At 53.7% G+C, this 17103-nt stretch carries 16 protein-coding genes; 14 read left to right on the forward strand and 2 right to left on the reverse strand.

Annotated features, from left to right (window positions below):
- Positions 1-99 precede the first annotated feature (99 nt).
- Complete coding sequence (gene mreB / locus HFD87_RS22240) at positions 100-1143, reverse strand: rod shape-determining protein MreB (RefSeq protein WP_004385136.1); 1044 nt, start codon at positions 1141-1143, stop codon at positions 100-102.
- 311 nt (positions 1144-1454) lie between these two features.
- On the reverse strand, positions 1455-3404 hold the full coding sequence (gene csrD, locus HFD87_RS22245) for an RNase E specificity factor CsrD (RefSeq protein ID WP_122457621.1): 1950 nt from the start codon (positions 3402-3404) through the stop codon (positions 1455-1457).
- A 286-nt stretch (positions 3405-3690) separates the two neighbouring features.
- On the opposite strand from csrD, the gene msrP reads away from it, so the two are divergent.
- The 14 genes from msrP to HFD87_RS22315 all read left to right on the forward strand — a co-directional run bounded on the left by msrP (position 3691) and on the right by HFD87_RS22315 (position 16837).
- Positions 3691-4695 (forward strand): protein-methionine-sulfoxide reductase catalytic subunit MsrP, encoded by a 1005-nt coding sequence (gene msrP / locus HFD87_RS22250; RefSeq protein WP_033787988.1) that lies wholly within the window; start codon positions 3691-3693, stop codon positions 4693-4695.
- On the forward strand, positions 4696-5301 hold the full coding sequence (msrQ, locus tag HFD87_RS22255; RefSeq protein ID WP_167423945.1) for a protein-methionine-sulfoxide reductase heme-binding subunit MsrQ: 606 nt from the start codon (positions 4696-4698) through the stop codon (positions 5299-5301).
- 232 nt (positions 5302-5533) lie between these two features.
- Positions 5534-5986: a type II 3-dehydroquinate dehydratase gene (gene aroQ / locus HFD87_RS22260; protein WP_010256011.1), complete on the forward strand. Its 453-nt coding sequence runs from the start codon at positions 5534-5536 to the stop codon at positions 5984-5986.
- Positions 5987-6011: 25 nt separating this feature from the next.
- On the forward strand, positions 6012-6473 hold the full coding sequence (accB, locus tag HFD87_RS22265) for an acetyl-CoA carboxylase biotin carboxyl carrier protein (RefSeq protein WP_010256009.1): 462 nt from the start codon (positions 6012-6014) through the stop codon (positions 6471-6473).
- 11 nt (positions 6474-6484) lie between these two features.
- Positions 6485-7834, forward strand: coding sequence for an acetyl-CoA carboxylase biotin carboxylase subunit (gene accC, locus HFD87_RS22270; RefSeq protein ID WP_010256007.1), 1350 nt, complete (start codon positions 6485-6487; stop codon positions 7832-7834).
- A gap of 72 nt (positions 7835-7906) precedes the next feature.
- Positions 7907-8149 (forward strand): YhdT family protein, encoded by a 243-nt coding sequence (locus tag HFD87_RS22275; protein WP_010256005.1) that lies wholly within the window; start codon positions 7907-7909, stop codon positions 8147-8149.
- On the forward strand, positions 8139-9584 hold the full coding sequence (gene panF / locus HFD87_RS22280) for a sodium/pantothenate symporter (protein WP_010256003.1): 1446 nt from the start codon (positions 8139-8141) through the stop codon (positions 9582-9584). The genes HFD87_RS22275 and panF overlap by 11 nt, the downstream gene beginning before the upstream one ends.
- Positions 9585-9600: 16 nt before the next feature.
- Entirely contained in the window at positions 9601-10482 is an 882-nt protein-coding gene (gene prmA, locus HFD87_RS22285; protein WP_010699821.1) for a 50S ribosomal protein L11 methyltransferase, read from the forward strand.
- 367 nt (positions 10483-10849) lie between these two features.
- Entirely contained in the window at positions 10850-11815 is a 966-nt protein-coding gene (gene dusB, locus HFD87_RS22290) for a tRNA dihydrouridine synthase DusB (protein WP_167423946.1), read from the forward strand.
- Between the two features lie 23 nt (positions 11816-11838).
- Positions 11839-12135, forward strand: a complete 297-nt coding sequence (gene fis, locus HFD87_RS22295; RefSeq protein WP_003855228.1) for a DNA-binding transcriptional regulator Fis — start codon at positions 11839-11841, stop codon at positions 12133-12135.
- Positions 12136-12678: 543 nt separating this feature from the next.
- Entirely contained in the window at positions 12679-13704 is a 1026-nt protein-coding gene (locus HFD87_RS22300) for an amino acid ABC transporter substrate-binding protein (RefSeq protein ID WP_010255984.1), read from the forward strand.
- 68 nt (positions 13705-13772) lie between these two features.
- A complete protein-coding gene (locus HFD87_RS22305) occupies positions 13773-14951 on the forward strand; it encodes an amino acid ABC transporter permease (RefSeq protein WP_010255982.1) in 1179 nt (392 codons plus the stop codon).
- Between the two features lie 15 nt (positions 14952-14966).
- On the forward strand, positions 14967-16067 hold the full coding sequence (locus HFD87_RS22310) for an amino acid ABC transporter permease (protein WP_010255980.1): 1101 nt from the start codon (positions 14967-14969) through the stop codon (positions 16065-16067).
- Between the two features lie 8 nt (positions 16068-16075).
- Positions 16076-16837, forward strand: a complete 762-nt coding sequence (locus tag HFD87_RS22315; protein ID WP_010699823.1) for an amino acid ABC transporter ATP-binding protein — start codon at positions 16076-16078, stop codon at positions 16835-16837.
- Positions 16838-17103 lie beyond the last annotated feature (266 nt).

Genomic DNA, 17103 nt, shown 5'->3' on the forward strand with positions numbered 1-17103 from the left:
CGTGCTTCCCTGGGCTGAACGCACTGCACCGGCACAGATTGCGCCGGTTCACATGCCACTCCCTCGCATGATCATTGCGTTCTTAGCCGGTTGAGGCAATTATTCTTCGCTGAACAAATCGCCGCCATGCATGTCGATCATTTCCAGCGCTTTGCCGCCACCGCGAGCCACACAGGTCAGTGGATCCTCAGCAACCACAACCGGAATGCCCGTCTCTTCCATCAGCAGACGATCCAGGTTGCGCAGTAACGCACCACCGCCGGTCAGCACCATGCCGCGCTCCGAAATATCTGAAGCCAGCTCAGGCGGACACTGCTCAAGGGCAACCATCACCGCGCTAACGATGCCGGTTAATGGCTCCTGCAGCGCTTCCAGAATTTCATTAGAGTTCAGTGTAAAGCCGCGCGGTACACCTTCTGCCAGGTTACGACCACGCACTTCGATCTCACGGACTTCATCACCCGGATAGGCTGAACCGATCTCATGCTTAATACGTTCTGCGGTCGCTTCGCCGATCAATGAACCGTAGTTACGACGCACATAATTAATAATAGCTTCATCGAAACGATCGCCACCAATACGCACTGACGAGGAGTAGACCACACCGTTCAGCGAGATCACCGCCACTTCTGTGGTACCGCCACCAATATCCACCACCATTGAGCCGGTCGCTTCTGAAACGGGCAGACCCGCACCAATTGCTGCAGCCATCGGCTCTTCAATCAGAAACACTTCACGCGCGCCTGCGCCCTGAGCGGATTCACGAATCGCGCGGCGTTCAACCTGTGTTGCCCCGACGGGTACGCAGACCAGCACACGCGGGCTGGGACGCATAAAACTGTTGCTGTGAACCTGCTTGATGAAGTGTTGCAGCATCTTTTCGGTCACGAAGAAGTCAGCGATAACGCCATCTTTCATCGGACGAATCGCTGCGATATTGCCTGGCGTACGGCCAAGCATCTGTTTGGCCTCATGACCCACGGCCGCAACACTTTTCGGTGAACCGGCACGATCCTGTCGAATAGCGACGACGGAGGGCTCGTTCAGTACGATGCCCTGTCCTTTCACGTAAATCAGGGTATTCGCGGTACCCAGGTCAATGGACAAGTCGTTGGAAAACATGCCACGAAATTTTTTAAACATACTAAGGGGTAATCCTGCAAGCTGGGGGCGGAAAATAAAATCCGCTTACTTTACCAACCACACGAAGCTGCCACAAGGCGCAAAAACGTTCTGCTTCGGTGAAAAAAGACGCCTGATTGCGTTTAAGTCATCTGAACTGGCGATCCACAACAGCAGAATGGCGACCAGACGCCATCAGCACTGCATTTCACGCTATTTCCCCTTGCCCTGTCCGACATAAAATCTAACATTTCCGGCAGTAAGTTCAGAGGTTCAGACGCGGATAAACATTAAAAAAGACCGTAAATTTCCGTCAGTACGACCGCAATTCATTAAATACGGTAACGTTGTGAATACTTCTTCACGTTACTGTTAACCGGAAGCGAGGGAGCAAAAAAGTCGCCCTGCCCACCTGCTACGCCCAACGTGACTAAGGTTTGCCACTCCGCTTTAGTGCGGACACCGGTAGCAAACACCTGAATGCCCGTACATTTACAGACTTCCAGCAGACTCTGCACAAACAGCTGATTTTCAGTCCGGCGCTCAATATTGCGTACCAGACCGGCATCAAGCTTGATCAGTTCCAGCGGCAGCTGTCGTATGTAGGCGCTGCTTACCACGGTTAAACCCGCCTGATTTACCGCAACCCGACAGCCAAAAGCCTTAAGTGCGCGGAAAACTGGCGTTAAACGGTTGATGTGTTGACAAACATCTGCCTCGGCAAGTTCAAATAAAAATCGTTTTCTTTGCGCTTTCGGGCACTGCAGCAGCATGTTCTGCAGCCAGAGGACAAAAGAGCGCTGCAGAAGCGAGGTAATCGTCACCGGGATCACCAGCGTCTCTTCTGGCCAGAGTTCAGAGAGTGCCGCAATGCGAGTCATTAACTGGCGATCCCAGCCATCAGCCATGCCGAGCTGCTGTACCAGGGGCATATATTCTGCGGCCAGCACTTCTTTATCGCCGTCGAAGATGCGGGTCAGCATCACCCGGTGCTGTACCTTACCCTCAATATTGACGGTGGGTTTATGATAGAGCCGCGGGCCGCCACGGCTAAGCGTGTTCTCCAGCAAGGTTCGCCAGCGCACACTACCCCGCCCGGCGTCCTGCGGATTTCCGGCACCATTGGTCCAGTTGTTGCCGCCCAGCAGTGCCGCACGTCGGGTAGCCATTTCGGCATTTTCCATCACCTGCGGCACAGTCTGCCCGCTGTGCCAGGCGCTGATGCCGATATGGATGAGATCATCACGATTAACCAGCCGCATCGGCGGCAGAGAATCAACAGCATTGATCAGCTGATCCGCAATACTGTTTGCCTCTTTAAGACTCCGATGCGGCAGTAGCACGGCAAAATCACTGCGGAAATAGCGTGCCAGCAGGGCGCCAGGATAGCGCAGCACAAAGGTGGAAAGCATGTTGACGAAATTGAAGAGGTACTCCTCAACCAGCCCCGGCTCCAGCGAATCCTTCAGCGTGTCCAGATCGGGCAGGCGCACCATCATAACCACACCATGGGTGCCGACAGCTTCCTGATCCTCCAGCAGGGTGGCGAGCTGGTTATCAAAGAACAGCCGGTTGTTGAGACCGGTGCGTCCATCCTGCGCAGCAAAGGTGCGGATCAGCGTGTCGATACGCAGACGCTGCTCGCCCGCCTCCTGCAGATCCGCCAGCAACACATCCAGTGCGCGGCTCGCTCTCGGTGGCCACTCATCCGCACCGCGTTTCGGCATTACGCCGCGCTCACCGCTGATAATCGCCTCTGCCCGTACTTCAAGATGCTCCATACCGCGCCACTGCCGACTGAGCCAGCGATGCATCAGCAGCAGCACCAGACTCATCACCAGCATGACGGTAAACAGGATGCCCAGCGTAGAGGTGCCGGTAATGGAGCGCAGCCAGGTTTTGGCAGGATCAAGGGTGACGACCCGCAGCTCTAACCCCGTCTGGTGCATCAAAGGCACATCGACCTGGATAAAACGATTAGGCTCGTCTTCCAGCATCTGGTTTTCGTGTCGGGAGAGGGTAAGGAAAGTCTGCCTGCCGTTGTGAAGAGAAATCTGCTCGGCATTCATTATCGGCATCATACGCGTGAGCCAGACATGCAGCTCTGCCGGCGTCTGGGTGAACATCGCCTGATCCACTTCGGTCGCCAGTATCTGCGCCCGATGTTCAACCCGCTGATGACTGAACCAGAAAACACTGAATGCACAGCCTGCCAGCATCAACGACATGGCCAGCAGGCTTAAAAAGGTAATAAACGCAGATAATTTTGTGGTTAATCGCATCCCTGTGCCTGTATTACTGCGGTGATAACCGGATCACCCAACCTTGTACCGTCAGCCTGACGAAAACGCGAGCAAAAATAGCATAATTTGCCGTTGCCGACAGCGCCGGGACGTATGAAGCCGAAGTATATCGTCGGGATATCATCGCTGACGTTGATCCTGGCACTTTTCGGTGCATTCTCATCGTACCGGCCAGCCAGGAAATTTCACATTTTCAGGGCGAAACTGGCTGATATCAGTAATAGTCATCATGCTGGTTAATGACATCCTGTCTGGAGAAGGCACCATGAAACGCACACCCCGTCTGACCGAAGCCGACGTAACGCCGGAAAGCATTTTTAACATGAAGCGCCGCCAGGTGCTGAAAACGCTGGGACTGAGCGCAGCGGCGATGGGTATGCCGGGCGTGGCGCAAGCCGATATTCTCAGCTGGTTCAAAGGCAACGATCGCCCACCCGCGCCAGCAGGCCGGCCGCTGGACTTTACCAAACCAGCGCAATATCAGGCCGATCTGACCTTAACGCCTGCGGATAAAGTTTCCGGCTATAACAACTTCTATGAGTTCGGGCTGGATAAGGCCGATCCGGCCGCCAATGCCGGTACGCTGAAAACAGAGCCCTGGAAACTGACCATTGATGGCGAAGTGGCTAAGCCCGTGACCCTGGATATGGATGACATCTTTAAACGGTTTGCCATGGAGCAGCGAATCTATCGCATGCGCTGCGTGGAGGCCTGGTCGATGGTAGTGCCCTGGATAGGCTTCGAGCTGAATAAGCTTATCTCTCTGGCGGAACCCACCAGCAAAGCGCGTTTTGTCGCCTTCCAGACGCTGTACGATCCTGAGCAGATGCCAGGTCAGAAAGATCGCTTTATTGGCGGCGGACTCAATTATCCCTATGTCGAAGGTTTACGTCTGGATGAAGCCATGCATCCGCTGACCATTCTGACTACCGGCGTCTATGGCAAAGCGCTGCCGCCGCAGAATGGCGCGCCGATTCGCCTGACGGTGCCGTGGAAATATGGTTTTAAGGGCATTAAGTCGATTGTCAAAATCACCCTGACCGCAAATCAGCCACCAACGACCTGGAACCAGATCGCCGCAGATGAATATGGTTTTTATGCCAATGTGAATCCGCATGTTAATCATCCACGCTGGTCGCAGGCCACTGAGCGATTTATTGGCCCGGGCGGCAGTCTGAAGGTCGAACGTCAGCCAACGCTGCTGTTTAACGGCTATGCCGAACAGGTTGCGTCGCTCTATCGTGGCCTGGATTTACGGGGGAATTACTAGGTGGTACGCCTGTCGATAAAACAGATCACCTGGCTTAAGGTGATTCTGCATCTGGCGGCCCTGTTGCCGTTGGTTTATCTGGTTCTTGCCGCGATGCAGGGCGGCCTGAGTGCGGATCCGGCAAAAGATATTCAGCATTTTACCGGCCGCATGGCGCTGAAACTGCTGCTGGGTACGCTGCTGGTCTCACCGCTGGCACGTTATGGCAGGCAACCGCTGTTAATCCGCACCCGGCGTCTGCTTGGCATCTGGACGTTTGTCTGGGCTTCTCTTCATCTGCTGAGCTATTACCTGCTGGAGCTGGGCGCTGACAATCTGCGTCTGCTGGGCAGCGAGCTGATTTCCCGTCCCTATCTGACACTGGGGATTATCAGCTGGCTGATATTACTGGCCCTGGCGCTGACGTCGTTTCAGCGCGCTCAGCGCAAGCTCGGTAAGCGCTGGCAAACCCTGCACAACGCGGTCTATCTGGTGGTCATTCTGGTGCCGATTCACTATATCTGGTCAGTGAAAACCGTGTCACCCCAGCCACTTATCTACGCACTACTTGCTGCAATACTGTTAGCCTGGCGTTACAAAAAATTTCTCAAATGGTGGCCTCGCTAGCGCTTCACCCGTTGTTTTCCTCTGCACTTTTCTGATAAAAGATGTGGCCCGCAGGCCACATCCGATCATCTTCGCAGATAAGACCAGTATTTTGCTGCGAAATGACACGAAACGGATATAATGCCCGGCTTTATTGCTCGTCGGGTCTTCTTTTTCATTCTCAAAGGTGACAAATGAAGATTCGCAAGGTATTTTACGCGATGCCTCAATGATTGCGGGAGATGGCAGCACGATGGCGCATAAATTACATATTCTGCTTTTAAACGGGCCCAACCTGAACCTGTTGGGAACGCGTGAACCTGAGAAGTATGGTCATACCACGCTGCGTCAGATCGTTGACGATTTGACACGTCAGGCAGACCAGTTGAATGTGGAATTGAGCCACCTGCAAACCAATGCTGAATTTCAGCTGATTGATCGCATTCATGAGGCCAAAGGCAATGTGGATTACATCATTATTAATCCTGCCGCGTTTACCCATACCAGTGTCGCACTACGTGATGCCCTGCTGGCGGTAGAAATACCGTTTATCGAGGTTCATCTCTCCAACGTGCATGCCCGCGAGCCCTTCCGCCATCACTCCTATCTTTCTGATGTCTCTGCTGGCGTGATCTGTGGGCTTGGCGCTGACGGCTACACATGGGCTTTACAAACGGCAGTAAAACGCCTGTCTCAAACTAATTAATCAAACTGAGTACGGAACCCCACTCATGGATATTCGTAAAATTAAAAAACTGATCGAACTGGTTGAAGAGTCTGGCATTTCAGAGCTGGAAATTTCTGAAGGTGAAGAGTCCGTTCGCATCAGCCGTGCACCTGCAAACGTGGGTTACCCGATGATGCAGCAGACTTACGCTGCGCCGGTTCAACAGCCTGCTCTGGCAACAGCTGTTGCTCCTGTTGCAGCGGTTGCCGAAGCGGCACCGGCTGAAATCAGCGGTCACATCGTGCGTTCACCAATGGTAGGGACCTTCTACCGTACGCCGAGCCCGGATGCGAAAGCCTTTGTGGAAGTCGGCCAGAAAGTGAATGCCGGCGATACCTTGTGCATCGTCGAAGCCATGAAAATGATGAACCAGATCGAAGCTGACAAATCAGGTGTAGTGAAAGCTATCCTGGTTGAAAGCGGTCAGCCGGTCGAATTTGACGAGCCACTGGTTATCATCGAGTAACGGGGCAGATCATGCTGGATAAAATTGTTATTGCTAACCGTGGTGAGATTGCGCTGCGCATTCTGCGTGCCTGTAAAGAACTGGGCATCAAGACTGTTGCGGTACACTCAAGCGCGGATCGTGACCTGAAGCACGTGCTGCTGGCAGACGAAACCGTCTGCATCGGCCCGGCGCAGTCAGTTAAAAGTTACCTCAACATCCCGGCGCTGATCTCTGCTGCAGAGATCACCGGCGCGGTGGCGATTCACCCTGGCTACGGCTTCCTCTCTGAGAATGCCGATTTTGCTGAGCAGGTTGAGCGCTCCGGCTTTATCTTTATCGGTCCGAAAGCAGACACCATTCGTCTGATGGGCGACAAAGTCTCTGCGATTAATGCGATGAAGAAAGCAGGCGTCCCAACCGTACCCGGTTCTGACGGTTCGCTGACCGATGATATGGAAAAAAACCGTGCCTTTGCGAAGCGCATCGGTTATCCGGTCATCATCAAAGCCTCTGGCGGCGGCGGCGGTCGTGGTATGCGCGTTGTGCGCAGCGACAAAGATCTGGAACAATCCATCAACATGACGAAAGCGGAAGCCAAAGCGGCTTTCAGCAACGACATGGTTTACATGGAGAAGTATCTGGAGAATCCGCGCCACATCGAGATTCAGGTTCTGGCTGACGGCCAGGGCAACGCGATCTATCTGGGCGAACGTGACTGCTCTATGCAGCGTCGTCACCAGAAAGTGGTTGAAGAAGCGCCAGGCCCAGGTATTACTGAAGAACAGCGCAGCTTTATCGGCAATCGTTGTGCCAAAGCCTGTATTGAGATTGGCTATCGTGGCGCAGGTACCTTCGAGTTTCTGTACGAAAACGGTGAGTTCTACTTCATTGAGATGAACACCCGTATTCAGGTGGAACATCCGGTGACCGAGATGATCACTGGTGTGGATCTGATCAAAGAGCAGCTGCGCATTGCTGCGGGTCAGCCACTGTCGATCAAACAGGACGAAGTGGTTATTCGCGGACATGCGGTCGAGTGCCGTATTAACGCTGAAGATCCGGTCACCTTCCTGCCAAGTCCGGGTAAAATCACCCGCTTCCATGCGCCAGGCGGTTTTGGCGTGCGTTGGGAGTCGCATATTTACTCAGGCTACACCGTACCGCCGTATTACGACTCCATGATCGGTAAGCTGATCACTTATGGCGAAACGCGCGACGTGGCTATCGCCCGCATGAAGAATGCGCTGGCGGAACTGATCATCGACGGTATCAAAACCAACGTTGAACTGCAGATGAAAATCATGTCCGACGAAAACTTCCAGCACGGTGGAACCAATATCCACTATCTGGAGAAAAAACTCGGCTTGCACGAGAAGTAAACGCAACGCTGAGTCAGTCAGAGGCCGGTTAATCCGGCCTTTTTCTTTTGCCGCTGGCGTTAAGGTTGAATCATGGATGCTCGTTTTATACAGGCACATAAAGAGGCGCGCTGGTCGCTCTACCTCACCCTGCTCTGGCTTGCTGCCTGGGGGCTTTCAGCCTGGCTGGGTGGCAGTGAAATTGGTATCACCGGCCTGCCGCGCTGGTTTGAACTCTCCTGCCTGTTTGCTCCCCTGTTGTTCATATTCCTGTGCTGGATGATGGTGCGGTTAATTTTCCGCGACATGCCGCTGGAGGACACAAATGAACAGTGAAATTATCCTGCCGTTACTGATTTATCTGGTGTTGATTGCCGCGCTGTCGGTGTTTGCCGTGCGCAAAAGGCGCGAGGGTAGCTTCCTCACTGAATATTTCCTTGGCAGCCGCTCCATGGGCGGATTTGTGCTGGCGATGACGCTCACCACCACCTATATCAGCGCCAGCTCGTTTATTGGTGGTCCCGGTGCCGCCTACAAATATGGGCTGGGATGGGTATTGCTGGCGATGGTGCAGGTGCCCGCCGTCTGGCTCTCGCTGGGTGTGCTGGGGAAAAAGTTTGCCATCCTGGCGCGCAAGCATAATGCGGTGACGCTGAATGACATGCTCTACGCCCGCTATCAGAGCCCGCTGCTGATCTGGCTGGCAAGTCTGAGCCTGCTGGTTGCCTTTATCGGTGCCATGACGGTGCAGTTTATTGGCGGCGCGCGGCTGCTCGAAACCGCCGCAGGCATCCCGTATGACACGGGTCTGCTGATTTTTGGCGGCACTATTGCGCTCTACACCGCTTTTGGCGGGTTCCGTGCCAGCGTTCTCAATGACGCCATGCAGGGCATCGTGATGCTGATTGGCACATTTCTGCTGCTGTTCGCGGTGATTCATCAGGCTGGCGGCCTGAGCACGGCCGTGCAGAAACTGCATGACATTGATCCCGCTCTGCTGTCGCCGCAGGGACCGGGTGAGATTATAACGCCGACCTTCCTCAGTTCATTTGTCGTGCTGGTCTGCTTTGGGGTGATTGGCTTGCCGCATACTGCGGTGCGCTGCATCTCTTATAAAGACAGCAAGGCAGTCCATCGGGCCATTATTCTGGGTACCATTGTGGTGGTGATCCTGATGCTGGGAATGCATCTGGCCGGTGCGCTGGGCCGGGCGATACTGCCGAATCTGACCGTGCCGGATAGTGTTATACCCACCCTGATGATCACTGTGCTGCCACCGTTAGCTGCCGGACTGTTTCTGGCAGCCCCCATGGCCGCCATTATGTCGACCATTAATGCCCAGCTGTTACAGGCTTCGGCTACGCTGATCAAAGATCTCTATCTGCGTGTTGCCCCACAGCAGATGGAAAATGAGACGCGGCTGCGGCTGTTATCTGGCACCATTACGTTCGCACTCGGTCTCCTGCTGCTGATTGCGGCCTGGAATCCACCCGATATGATTATCTGGCTCAACCTGCTGGCCTTTGGCGGCCTTGAGGCGGTTTTCCTCTGGCCGCTGGTACTGGGTCTCTACTGGGAACGCGCTAATGCCGCAGGCGCCATCACCGGCATGGTGGTGGGTGGAGGCTGCTACGCTTTTCTGGCGAGCCTGAACCTGCAGATTCTGGGTTTTCATCCCATTGTGCCCTCACTGCTTTTAAGCCTGCTGGCATTTTTAGTGGGCAACCTGTTTGGACGCGCGCCGCAAACGGTCGACGCGCCGCAACATTGACGGAAAGAGAGACGTTATGCCGTGGATTCAAATCAAAATTAATAGCTCAGGTGAACACGCGGAAACGCTGAGCGATGCGCTGATGGACATCGGTGCGGTTTCAGTGACCTTTCAGGATACCAACGACACGCCGGTGTATGAGCCGCTGCCAGGTGAAACCCGCCTGTGGGGCGATACCGATGTTATCGGCCTGTTCGATGCAGAAACTGATATGGCCGCGATTACCGCCGAACTGGCGCAGCATCCGTTGCTGGGCGCCGGTTTTCGTCACCGGATCGAGCAGATCGAAGATAAAGACTGGGAGCGCGAATGGATGGAAAACTTCCATCCGATGCGCTTCGGTGAGCGGCTCTGGATCTGTCCGAGCTGGCGTGATGTGCCGGATCCTGATGCCGTCAACGTGATGCTCGATCCCGGCCTGGCGTTTGGGACCGGCACGCATCCGACCACCTCACTCTGCCTTACCTGGCTTGACGGGCTGGATCTGGTGGGCAAAACGGTGATCGATTTCGGCTGTGGTTCGGGGATCCTGGCGATCGCCGCACTGAAGCTGGGCGCGGCTCAGGCGATCGGGATTGATATCGATCCGCAGGCTATTCAGGCCAGCCGGGATAATGCTGAGCGCAACGGCGTCTCTGATCGCCTGTCGCTCTATCTACCCCACCAGCAACCCGAAAATCTGCAGGCTGATGTGGTGGTGGCCAATATCCTGGCCGGCCCGCTACGTGAACTGGCACCGCTGATCAGCGTACTGCCGAAGTCTGGCGGTCATCTGGGCCTCTCGGGCGTGTTAGAGAGCCAGGCAGAGAGCGTCTGCGAAGCGTATGTCAGCGAGTTCACGCTCGACCCGGTTGCGGTTAAAGAGGAGTGGTGCCGGATAACCGGGATTAAATCCTGAATATGGCGCCTGTCTGCCGCCTCTGATATCGCTCTGCCCGGAACAAAGTGCCTTAACAGAACATTCAGCCAGCCCGTAGCGTAAGTTGCGGGCTTTCCCGATTTGAAATGGATGCTTGTATCGTTAATCACGGCATGTGACGTTTTTTATCTGGCGAATTGACGTACTTTTCTGGAAAAACTTTTGCTCACAATTTCAGCATAAATTGTTAACTCATTGATATTTAAGCTTAATAAATATGCGCATCGATCATGACCCGGATTTCATTGATCTTTCTTGCTGATTGTTCAAAGTTTGGCCTTTCATCTTCCTGCAAAAATGCGTAATATACGCCGCCTTGCAGACACAGTATGGCCATTCTGACTTCATGCGTATTGGAAACCTCCAGCTGAGAAATCGACTGATTGCAGCACCGATGGCCGGTATTACCGACAGGCCGTTCAGGGCGCTGTGTCACGAAATGGGTGCAGGCATGGCAGTTTCTGAGATGTTGTCTTCAAACCCGGAAGTCTGGGCTAGCGACAAATCTCGATTACGTATGGTTCACAGCGATGAGCCAGGCATTCGCACCGTGCAAATTGCCGGTTGCGATCCCAGTGAAATGGCGCAAGCTGCACGCATTAATGTTGAGGCTGGTGCACAGGTCATCGACATTAATATGGGATGCCCTGCCAAGAAGGTTAACCGCAAAATGGCGGGTTCAGCCTTGCTGCAATATCCCACCGTGGTGGAGTCAATTCTCTCCGCAGTGGTTAATGCAGTGAATGTGCCGGTTACGCTGAAAATTCGTACTGGCTGGGATCCTGAAAACAGGAACTGTGTCGCGATTGCCCAATTGGCTGAACGCTGCGGTATACAGGCTCTGACGATACATGGTCGCACTCGTGCCTGCCTGTTCAACGGAGAAGCTGAATATGACAGCATTCGGACAGTTAAGCAGAGTGTCTCCATTCCGATTATCGCGAATGGAGACATAACTGACCCGCATAAAGCCAGAGCGGTGCTCGACTATACAGGGGCCGATGCTCTGATGATAGGACGTGCTGCTCAGGGAAGACCGTGGATCTTCCGGGAAATCCAGCATTATCTGGACACTGGGGAGTTGCTTGCCCCGCTGCCGATGGCAGAGGTCAAGCGCTTGCTTGTTTCGCATATACGTGAGCTGCACGACTTTTACGGTTCAGGCAAGGGATACCGTATAGCGCGAAAGCACGTCTCCTGGTACCTGCAGGAGCACGCCCCGAATGACCAGTTTCGGCGCACATTCAACGCCATTGAGGATGCCAGCGAACAGCTGGAGGCGTTGGAGGCATACTTCGAAAATCTTGCGTAACGAAATAAAGAGCTGAAAGAACTATGTTCGAACAACGCGTAAATTCTGACGTACTGACCGTTTCAACCGTTAACTCACAGGATCAGGTAACTCAAAAACCTTTGCGTGATTCGGTTAAACAGGCACTGAAGAACTATTTTGCTCAACTGAATGGTCAGGATGTGAGCGACCTGTATGAGCTGGTTTTGGCTGAAGTCGAGCAGCCTCTGTTGGACATGGTGATGCAGTATACCCGTGGCAATCAGACCCGTGCTGCCCTGATGATGGGTATCAACCGCGGTACGCTGCGTAAGAAATTGAAAAAATACGGCATGAACTGATTTTTAGTTCTGTCTGTAAATCACGCCAGCCTTCGGGCTGGCGTTTTTATTTGTGCGTCGACGCACAAAGCCACAGTAATGATAGTGAAACAGTTTCCGATAATATGGTAACTGTAGTTGCAATCGCTGGCGTGATATTTCACCCTCTCGCTTTCGCCCGCTGTGATTTGACTTAGTGCCTGCCTGACCCTCACCTTGCTTCACATCCCCGCCACTGCTGGGTATGTGACTTTCTGCGCATTAAAAAGCAACGCAATCTCTTAATACATTTCTGCCTGAGTGAATGCTCACACTGCTCCCACATAGTGAAACTATTTGCACTAAATGTGATCGGGTCGACTCGCATTGCTTCCTTTTGGTGCGCCATATTAGCGGAACTTTCTAAGTGCTTCCGATTATTAACCGTTCTTTCATACGAATTCAGGAACCTGCAAACCTGGCATCAGCTTTGCAGAGTCGTGGATGGCTGACCGCCACAGACAGGAAAAACGCACACTAAAGTGCGCAAACATAACAACATGATCCCGCCACACAGGATGCTTTATGAAAAAGATGATGCTCTCTACGCTGATCGCTGCTGCCTCGCTGGTTGCCGTTGCTCAGCAAGCACACGCAGGCACCACACTGGATGCGATAAAGAAAAAAGGTTTTGTTCAATGTGGTATCAGTGACGGCTTGCCGGGCTTCTCCTATGCAGATGCTGGCGGCAAGTTTACCGGTATCGATGTGGATGTGTGTCGTGCGACGGCTGCCGCTGTGTTTGGTGATGCAACCAAAGTGAAATATACCCCGCTGACCGCGAAAGAGCGTTTTACCGCTCTGCAGTCCGGCGAGGTGGATGTGCTTTCACGTAATACCACCTGGACCTCATCGCGCGATGGCGGCATGGGCTTCCTGTTTGCGGGCGTGAACTATTACGACGGTATCGGCTTCCTGACTCACCAGAAGGCCGGCCTGAAAAGTGCGAAAGAGCTGGATGGTGCCACTGTCTGTATTCAGGCGGGAACCGACACCGAGCTGAACGTAGCGGACTTCTTTAAAGCCAACAAAATGCAATATACGCCTGTGACCTTTGACCGCTCTGATGAATCGGCTAAAGCGCTGGATAGCGGACGTTGCGATACGCTGGCATCTGACCAGTCTCAGCTTTACGCATTACGCATTAAGCTGGGCAAACCGGACGAATTTATTGTTCTGCCCGAAGTGATCTCCAAAGAGCCGCTGGGGCCGTTGGTGCGTCGTGGTGATGATGACTGGTTCACCATCGTGAAGTGGTCGCTCTACGCCATGCTGAATGCGGAGGAGATGGGCATCTCCTCGAAGAACGTTGACCAGATGACGGCCAAGCCAACCACACCAGACATGGCACACTTCCTGGGCGCCGAAGGTGATTTTGGTAAGGATCTGAAGCTGGATAACAAGTGGGCCTACAACATCGTCAAGCAGGTGGGTAACTATCAGGAAAGCTTTGACCGTAACGTCGGTAAAGACAGCGCACTGAAGATTGCACGTGGTCAGAATGCGTTGTGGAACCAGGGCGGTATTCAGTACGCACCACCGGTACGTTAACAGACCTCACTAATCGGGCACCCTATTCTGTGGTGCCCTACCCCAGCTTTCGTTACTGAGGTTTCAACATGTCACAACGCCCAACCGTGAAAAGGGATTTTTCATTTGGTAATCCCACGGTTCGCGCCTGGATTTATCAGCTCATCGCCGTCGTCGCGGTGCTTGGTGTGGTGGGTTATCTGGTGCATAACACCATTATTAACCTTGCTAATCGCGGTATTACATCGGGGTTTGGATTTCTTGAGCGCACTGCCGGTTTCGGCATCGTTCAGCATCTGATTGAGTACACTGAGGGAGATACCTACGCGCGCGTGTTTCTGGTCGGATTAACCAACACGCTGCTGGTCTCTGCACTCTGTATTGTTTTCGCTTCGATTCTCGGATTCGCGGTCGGTCTTGCCCGCCTTTCTGACAACTGGCTGCTGCGGAAACTCTCGAATATCTATATCGAAACCTTCCGTAATATCCCACCCCTGCTGCAAATCTTCTTCTGGTACTTTGCAGTCTTACGCAATCTACCGGGCCCACGTCAGGCGCTGAATGCTTTTGACCTGGCATATGTCAGTAATCGCGGACTCTACGTTCCATGGCCGACCTATGCAGCAGGCAGCTGGCCGTTTGTTATTGCACTGCTTCTGGCCGCGGCTGTGAGCTATGGCCTGTACCGCTTTAACCGTAAACATCAGCTGAAAACCGGTCAGTTACGTCGCACATGGCCCGCTGCCGTTGCGATGCTGATTCTCTTTCCTTTGCTTGCACACCTTGGGTTTGGCCCAGCCACGCACTGGGATGTGCCACAACTGCGCGGTTTCAATTTCCGTGGTGGCTCGGTGATGATACCGGAGCTGGCAGCCCTGACGCTGGCACTGTCGATTTATACGTCGTCGTTTATTGCTGAAGTGATCCGCTCCGGGATCCAGTCGGTCCCCTATGGTCAGCATGAAGCAGCGCGGTCGCTGGGGCTGCCTAATCCGGTTACGCTGCGCCAGGTGATTATTCCGCAGGCCATGCGCGTCATTATTCCGCCACTAACCAGCCAGTATCTGAACATCGTGAAGAACTCCTCACTCGCCGCCGCTATCGGTTATCCCGATATGGTGTCGCTGTTCGCCGGATCGGTACTGAATCAGACCGGTCAGGCCATTGAGACGATTGCTATCACGATGGGCGTTTACCTGATTATCAGCCTGCTGATATCAATGCTTATGAACTTCTACAACCGCAAAATTGCGCTGGTTGAGCGTTAAGAGAACGGGATAACTATGTCTGTGACTACGCATGAAACGCCCCCCGTCCCGACGACTCTGGTCAGTCGCGCCTGGTTTTGGGCTCGTAAAAACCTGTTTTCCAGCTGGTTTAATACGCTACTGACGCTGTTTTGCATCTGGGTTATCTGGCACGTCATTCCACCCGCGCTGAACTGGCTGGTCTTTCAGGCAAACTGGATCGGCACCACGCGCGCCGATTGCACCAAAGAGGGTGCCTGTTGGGTCTTTATCCATGCTCGTTTCGGCCAGTTCATGTATGGGCTTTACCCGCATGAATTGCGCTGGCGTATTAACCTGGCGCTGGTGATCGGCCTGTTGTCGATTGTGCCGATGTTCCTGAAGAGCCTGCCGTATCGTGGACGCTACATTGCTGCCTGGGCTGTCATCTATCCGGTGATTGTCTGGTTTCTGCTGTATGGCGGCTATCTGGGGCTGGAACGTGTCGAAACACGTCAATGGGGCGGATTAACGCTGACGCTGATTATTGCGTCAGTGGGTATTGCCGGTGCGCTGCCGCTGGGTATTTTGCTGGCGCTGGGCCGTCGCTCACGCATGCCGGTCGTGCGCACGCTGTCGATTATCTTTATTGAGTTCTGGCGCGGCGTGCCGCTGATTACCGTGCTATTTATGTCATCCGTGATGCTGCCGCTGTTTATGTCTGAAGGCACTAACATCGACAAGCTGGTGCGCGCGCTGGTCGGCGTCATTCTGTTCCAGTCCGCCTATGTGGCAGAGGTGGTTCGCGGTGGCCTGCAGGCACTGCCGAAAGGTCAGTACGAAGCAGCCGAATCTCTGGCGCTGGGCTACTGGAAGACGCAGATGCTGGTTATTCTGCCCCAGGCGCTGAAGCTCACTATTCCCGGCCTGGTCAATACCATCATCGCACTGTTTAAAGATACCAGCCTGGTCATCATCATTGGTCTTTTCGATCTGTTCAGCAGCGTCCAGCAGGCAACGGTCGATCCGACCTGGCTGGGGATGTCGACCGAAGGTTATGTCTTTGCTGCACTGGTCTATTGGATCTTCTGTTTTAGCATGTCGCGCTACAGCCAGTATCTGGAAAAGCGCTTTCACACCGGGCGTACATCGCACTGAGGTTTTACATGACTGACTCTATGACACACTCTTCCGACGCGTTGATGATCTCGCTTGAGAACGTGAATAAATGGTACGGGCAATTCCATGTACTGAAAGACATCAACCTGCAGGTTAAACCCCGTGAACGCATCGTACTGTGCGGACCTTCCGGCTCCGGCAAATCGACGACGATCCGCTGTATCAACCATCTGGAAGAGCATCAGCAGGGCCGCATTGTTGTTGACGGTATCCATCTTAATGATGACGTTCGTAACATTGAGCGCGTGCGCACCGAAGTCGGTATGGTCTTCCAGCACTTCAATCTCTTTCCGCATCTGACCGTACTGCAAAACTGCACGCTGGCACCTTCCTGGGTAAGAAAGATTCCAAAGAAGGAAGCTGATGAGCTGGCCATGCACTATCTGCAACGCGTACGTATTGCCGAGCATGCACATAAGTTTCCGGGCCAGCTTTCTGGCGGACAGCAGCAGCGTGTCGCCATCGCCCGCTCACTCTGTATGAAGCCCAAAATTATGCTGTTTGATGAGCCCACGTCAGCGCTGGATCCTGAGATGGTTAAAGAGGTGCTGGATACGATGATTGGTCTGGCGGAGGATGGGATGACCATGCTGTGCGTCACCCATGAGATGGGCTTTGCCCGAACGGTGGCTGACCGGGTGATCTTTATGGATCGGGGAGAGATCGTCGAAGTCGCGCCACCGCAGGAGTTTTTTGCGAATCCAAAATCGGAGCGTACCCGGGCGTTTTTATCGCAGGTTATTCACTGATCAGACGTTCAGTTATCTCATTACCCGGCCTGGTGCCGGGTTTTTTATGGACTGAACAGCCGCTTTAATATGCTTACTGACCTGTTGCTGTTATGAATAAACAGACAGATACGTTCTTCAGAGGGAGTTTTATCGCGGTTTGCCACAACGAAAAAAGCCCTTCGCATACGCAAAGGGCTCTCTCTTATTTGATGCCTGGCAGTTCCCTACTCTCGCATGGGGAGACCCCACACTACCATCGGCGCTACGGCGTTTCACTTCTGAGT

Origin of the sequence: Pantoea sp. EKM21T (assembly GCF_011800405.1) — a bacterium.
Classification (GTDB): domain Bacteria; phylum Pseudomonadota; class Gammaproteobacteria; order Enterobacterales; family Enterobacteriaceae; genus Pantoea; species Pantoea agglomerans.

Excerpts from the sequence above, each read along its gene's own strand:
- accC (WP_010256007.1), top strand. The coding sequence starts at position 6,485 with ATGCTGGATAAAATTGTTATTGCTAACCGTGGTGAGATTGCGCTGCGC.
- accB (WP_010256009.1), top strand. The coding sequence starts at position 6,012 with ATGGATATTCGTAAAATTAAAAAACTGATCGAACTGGTTGAAGAGTCT.
- mreB (WP_004385136.1), bottom strand. The coding sequence starts at position 1,143 with ATGTTTAAAAAATTTCGTGGCATGTTTTCCAACGACTTGTCCATTGAC.
- fis (WP_003855228.1), top strand. The coding sequence starts at position 11,839 with ATGTTCGAACAACGCGTAAATTCTGACGTACTGACCGTTTCAACCGTT.
- dusB (WP_167423946.1), top strand. The coding sequence starts at position 10,850 with ATGCGTATTGGAAACCTCCAGCTGAGAAATCGACTGATTGCAGCACCG.
- HFD87_RS22315 (WP_010699823.1), top strand. The coding sequence starts at position 16,076 with ATGACTGACTCTATGACACACTCTTCCGACGCGTTGATGATCTCGCTT.
- msrP (WP_033787988.1), top strand. The coding sequence starts at position 3,691 with ATGAAACGCACACCCCGTCTGACCGAAGCCGACGTAACGCCGGAAAGC.
- HFD87_RS22305 (WP_010255982.1), top strand. The coding sequence starts at position 13,773 with ATGTCACAACGCCCAACCGTGAAAAGGGATTTTTCATTTGGTAATCCC.
- HFD87_RS22275 (WP_010256005.1), top strand. The coding sequence starts at position 7,907 with ATGGATGCTCGTTTTATACAGGCACATAAAGAGGCGCGCTGGTCGCTC.
- HFD87_RS22310 (WP_010255980.1), top strand. The coding sequence starts at position 14,967 with ATGTCTGTGACTACGCATGAAACGCCCCCCGTCCCGACGACTCTGGTC.
- aroQ (WP_010256011.1), top strand. The coding sequence starts at position 5,534 with ATGGCGCATAAATTACATATTCTGCTTTTAAACGGGCCCAACCTGAAC.
- prmA (WP_010699821.1), top strand. The coding sequence starts at position 9,601 with ATGCCGTGGATTCAAATCAAAATTAATAGCTCAGGTGAACACGCGGAA.
- panF (WP_010256003.1), top strand. The coding sequence starts at position 8,139 with ATGAACAGTGAAATTATCCTGCCGTTACTGATTTATCTGGTGTTGATT.
- HFD87_RS22300 (WP_010255984.1), top strand. The coding sequence starts at position 12,679 with ATGAAAAAGATGATGCTCTCTACGCTGATCGCTGCTGCCTCGCTGGTT.
- csrD (WP_122457621.1), bottom strand. The coding sequence starts at position 3,404 with ATGCGATTAACCACAAAATTATCTGCGTTTATTACCTTTTTAAGCCTG.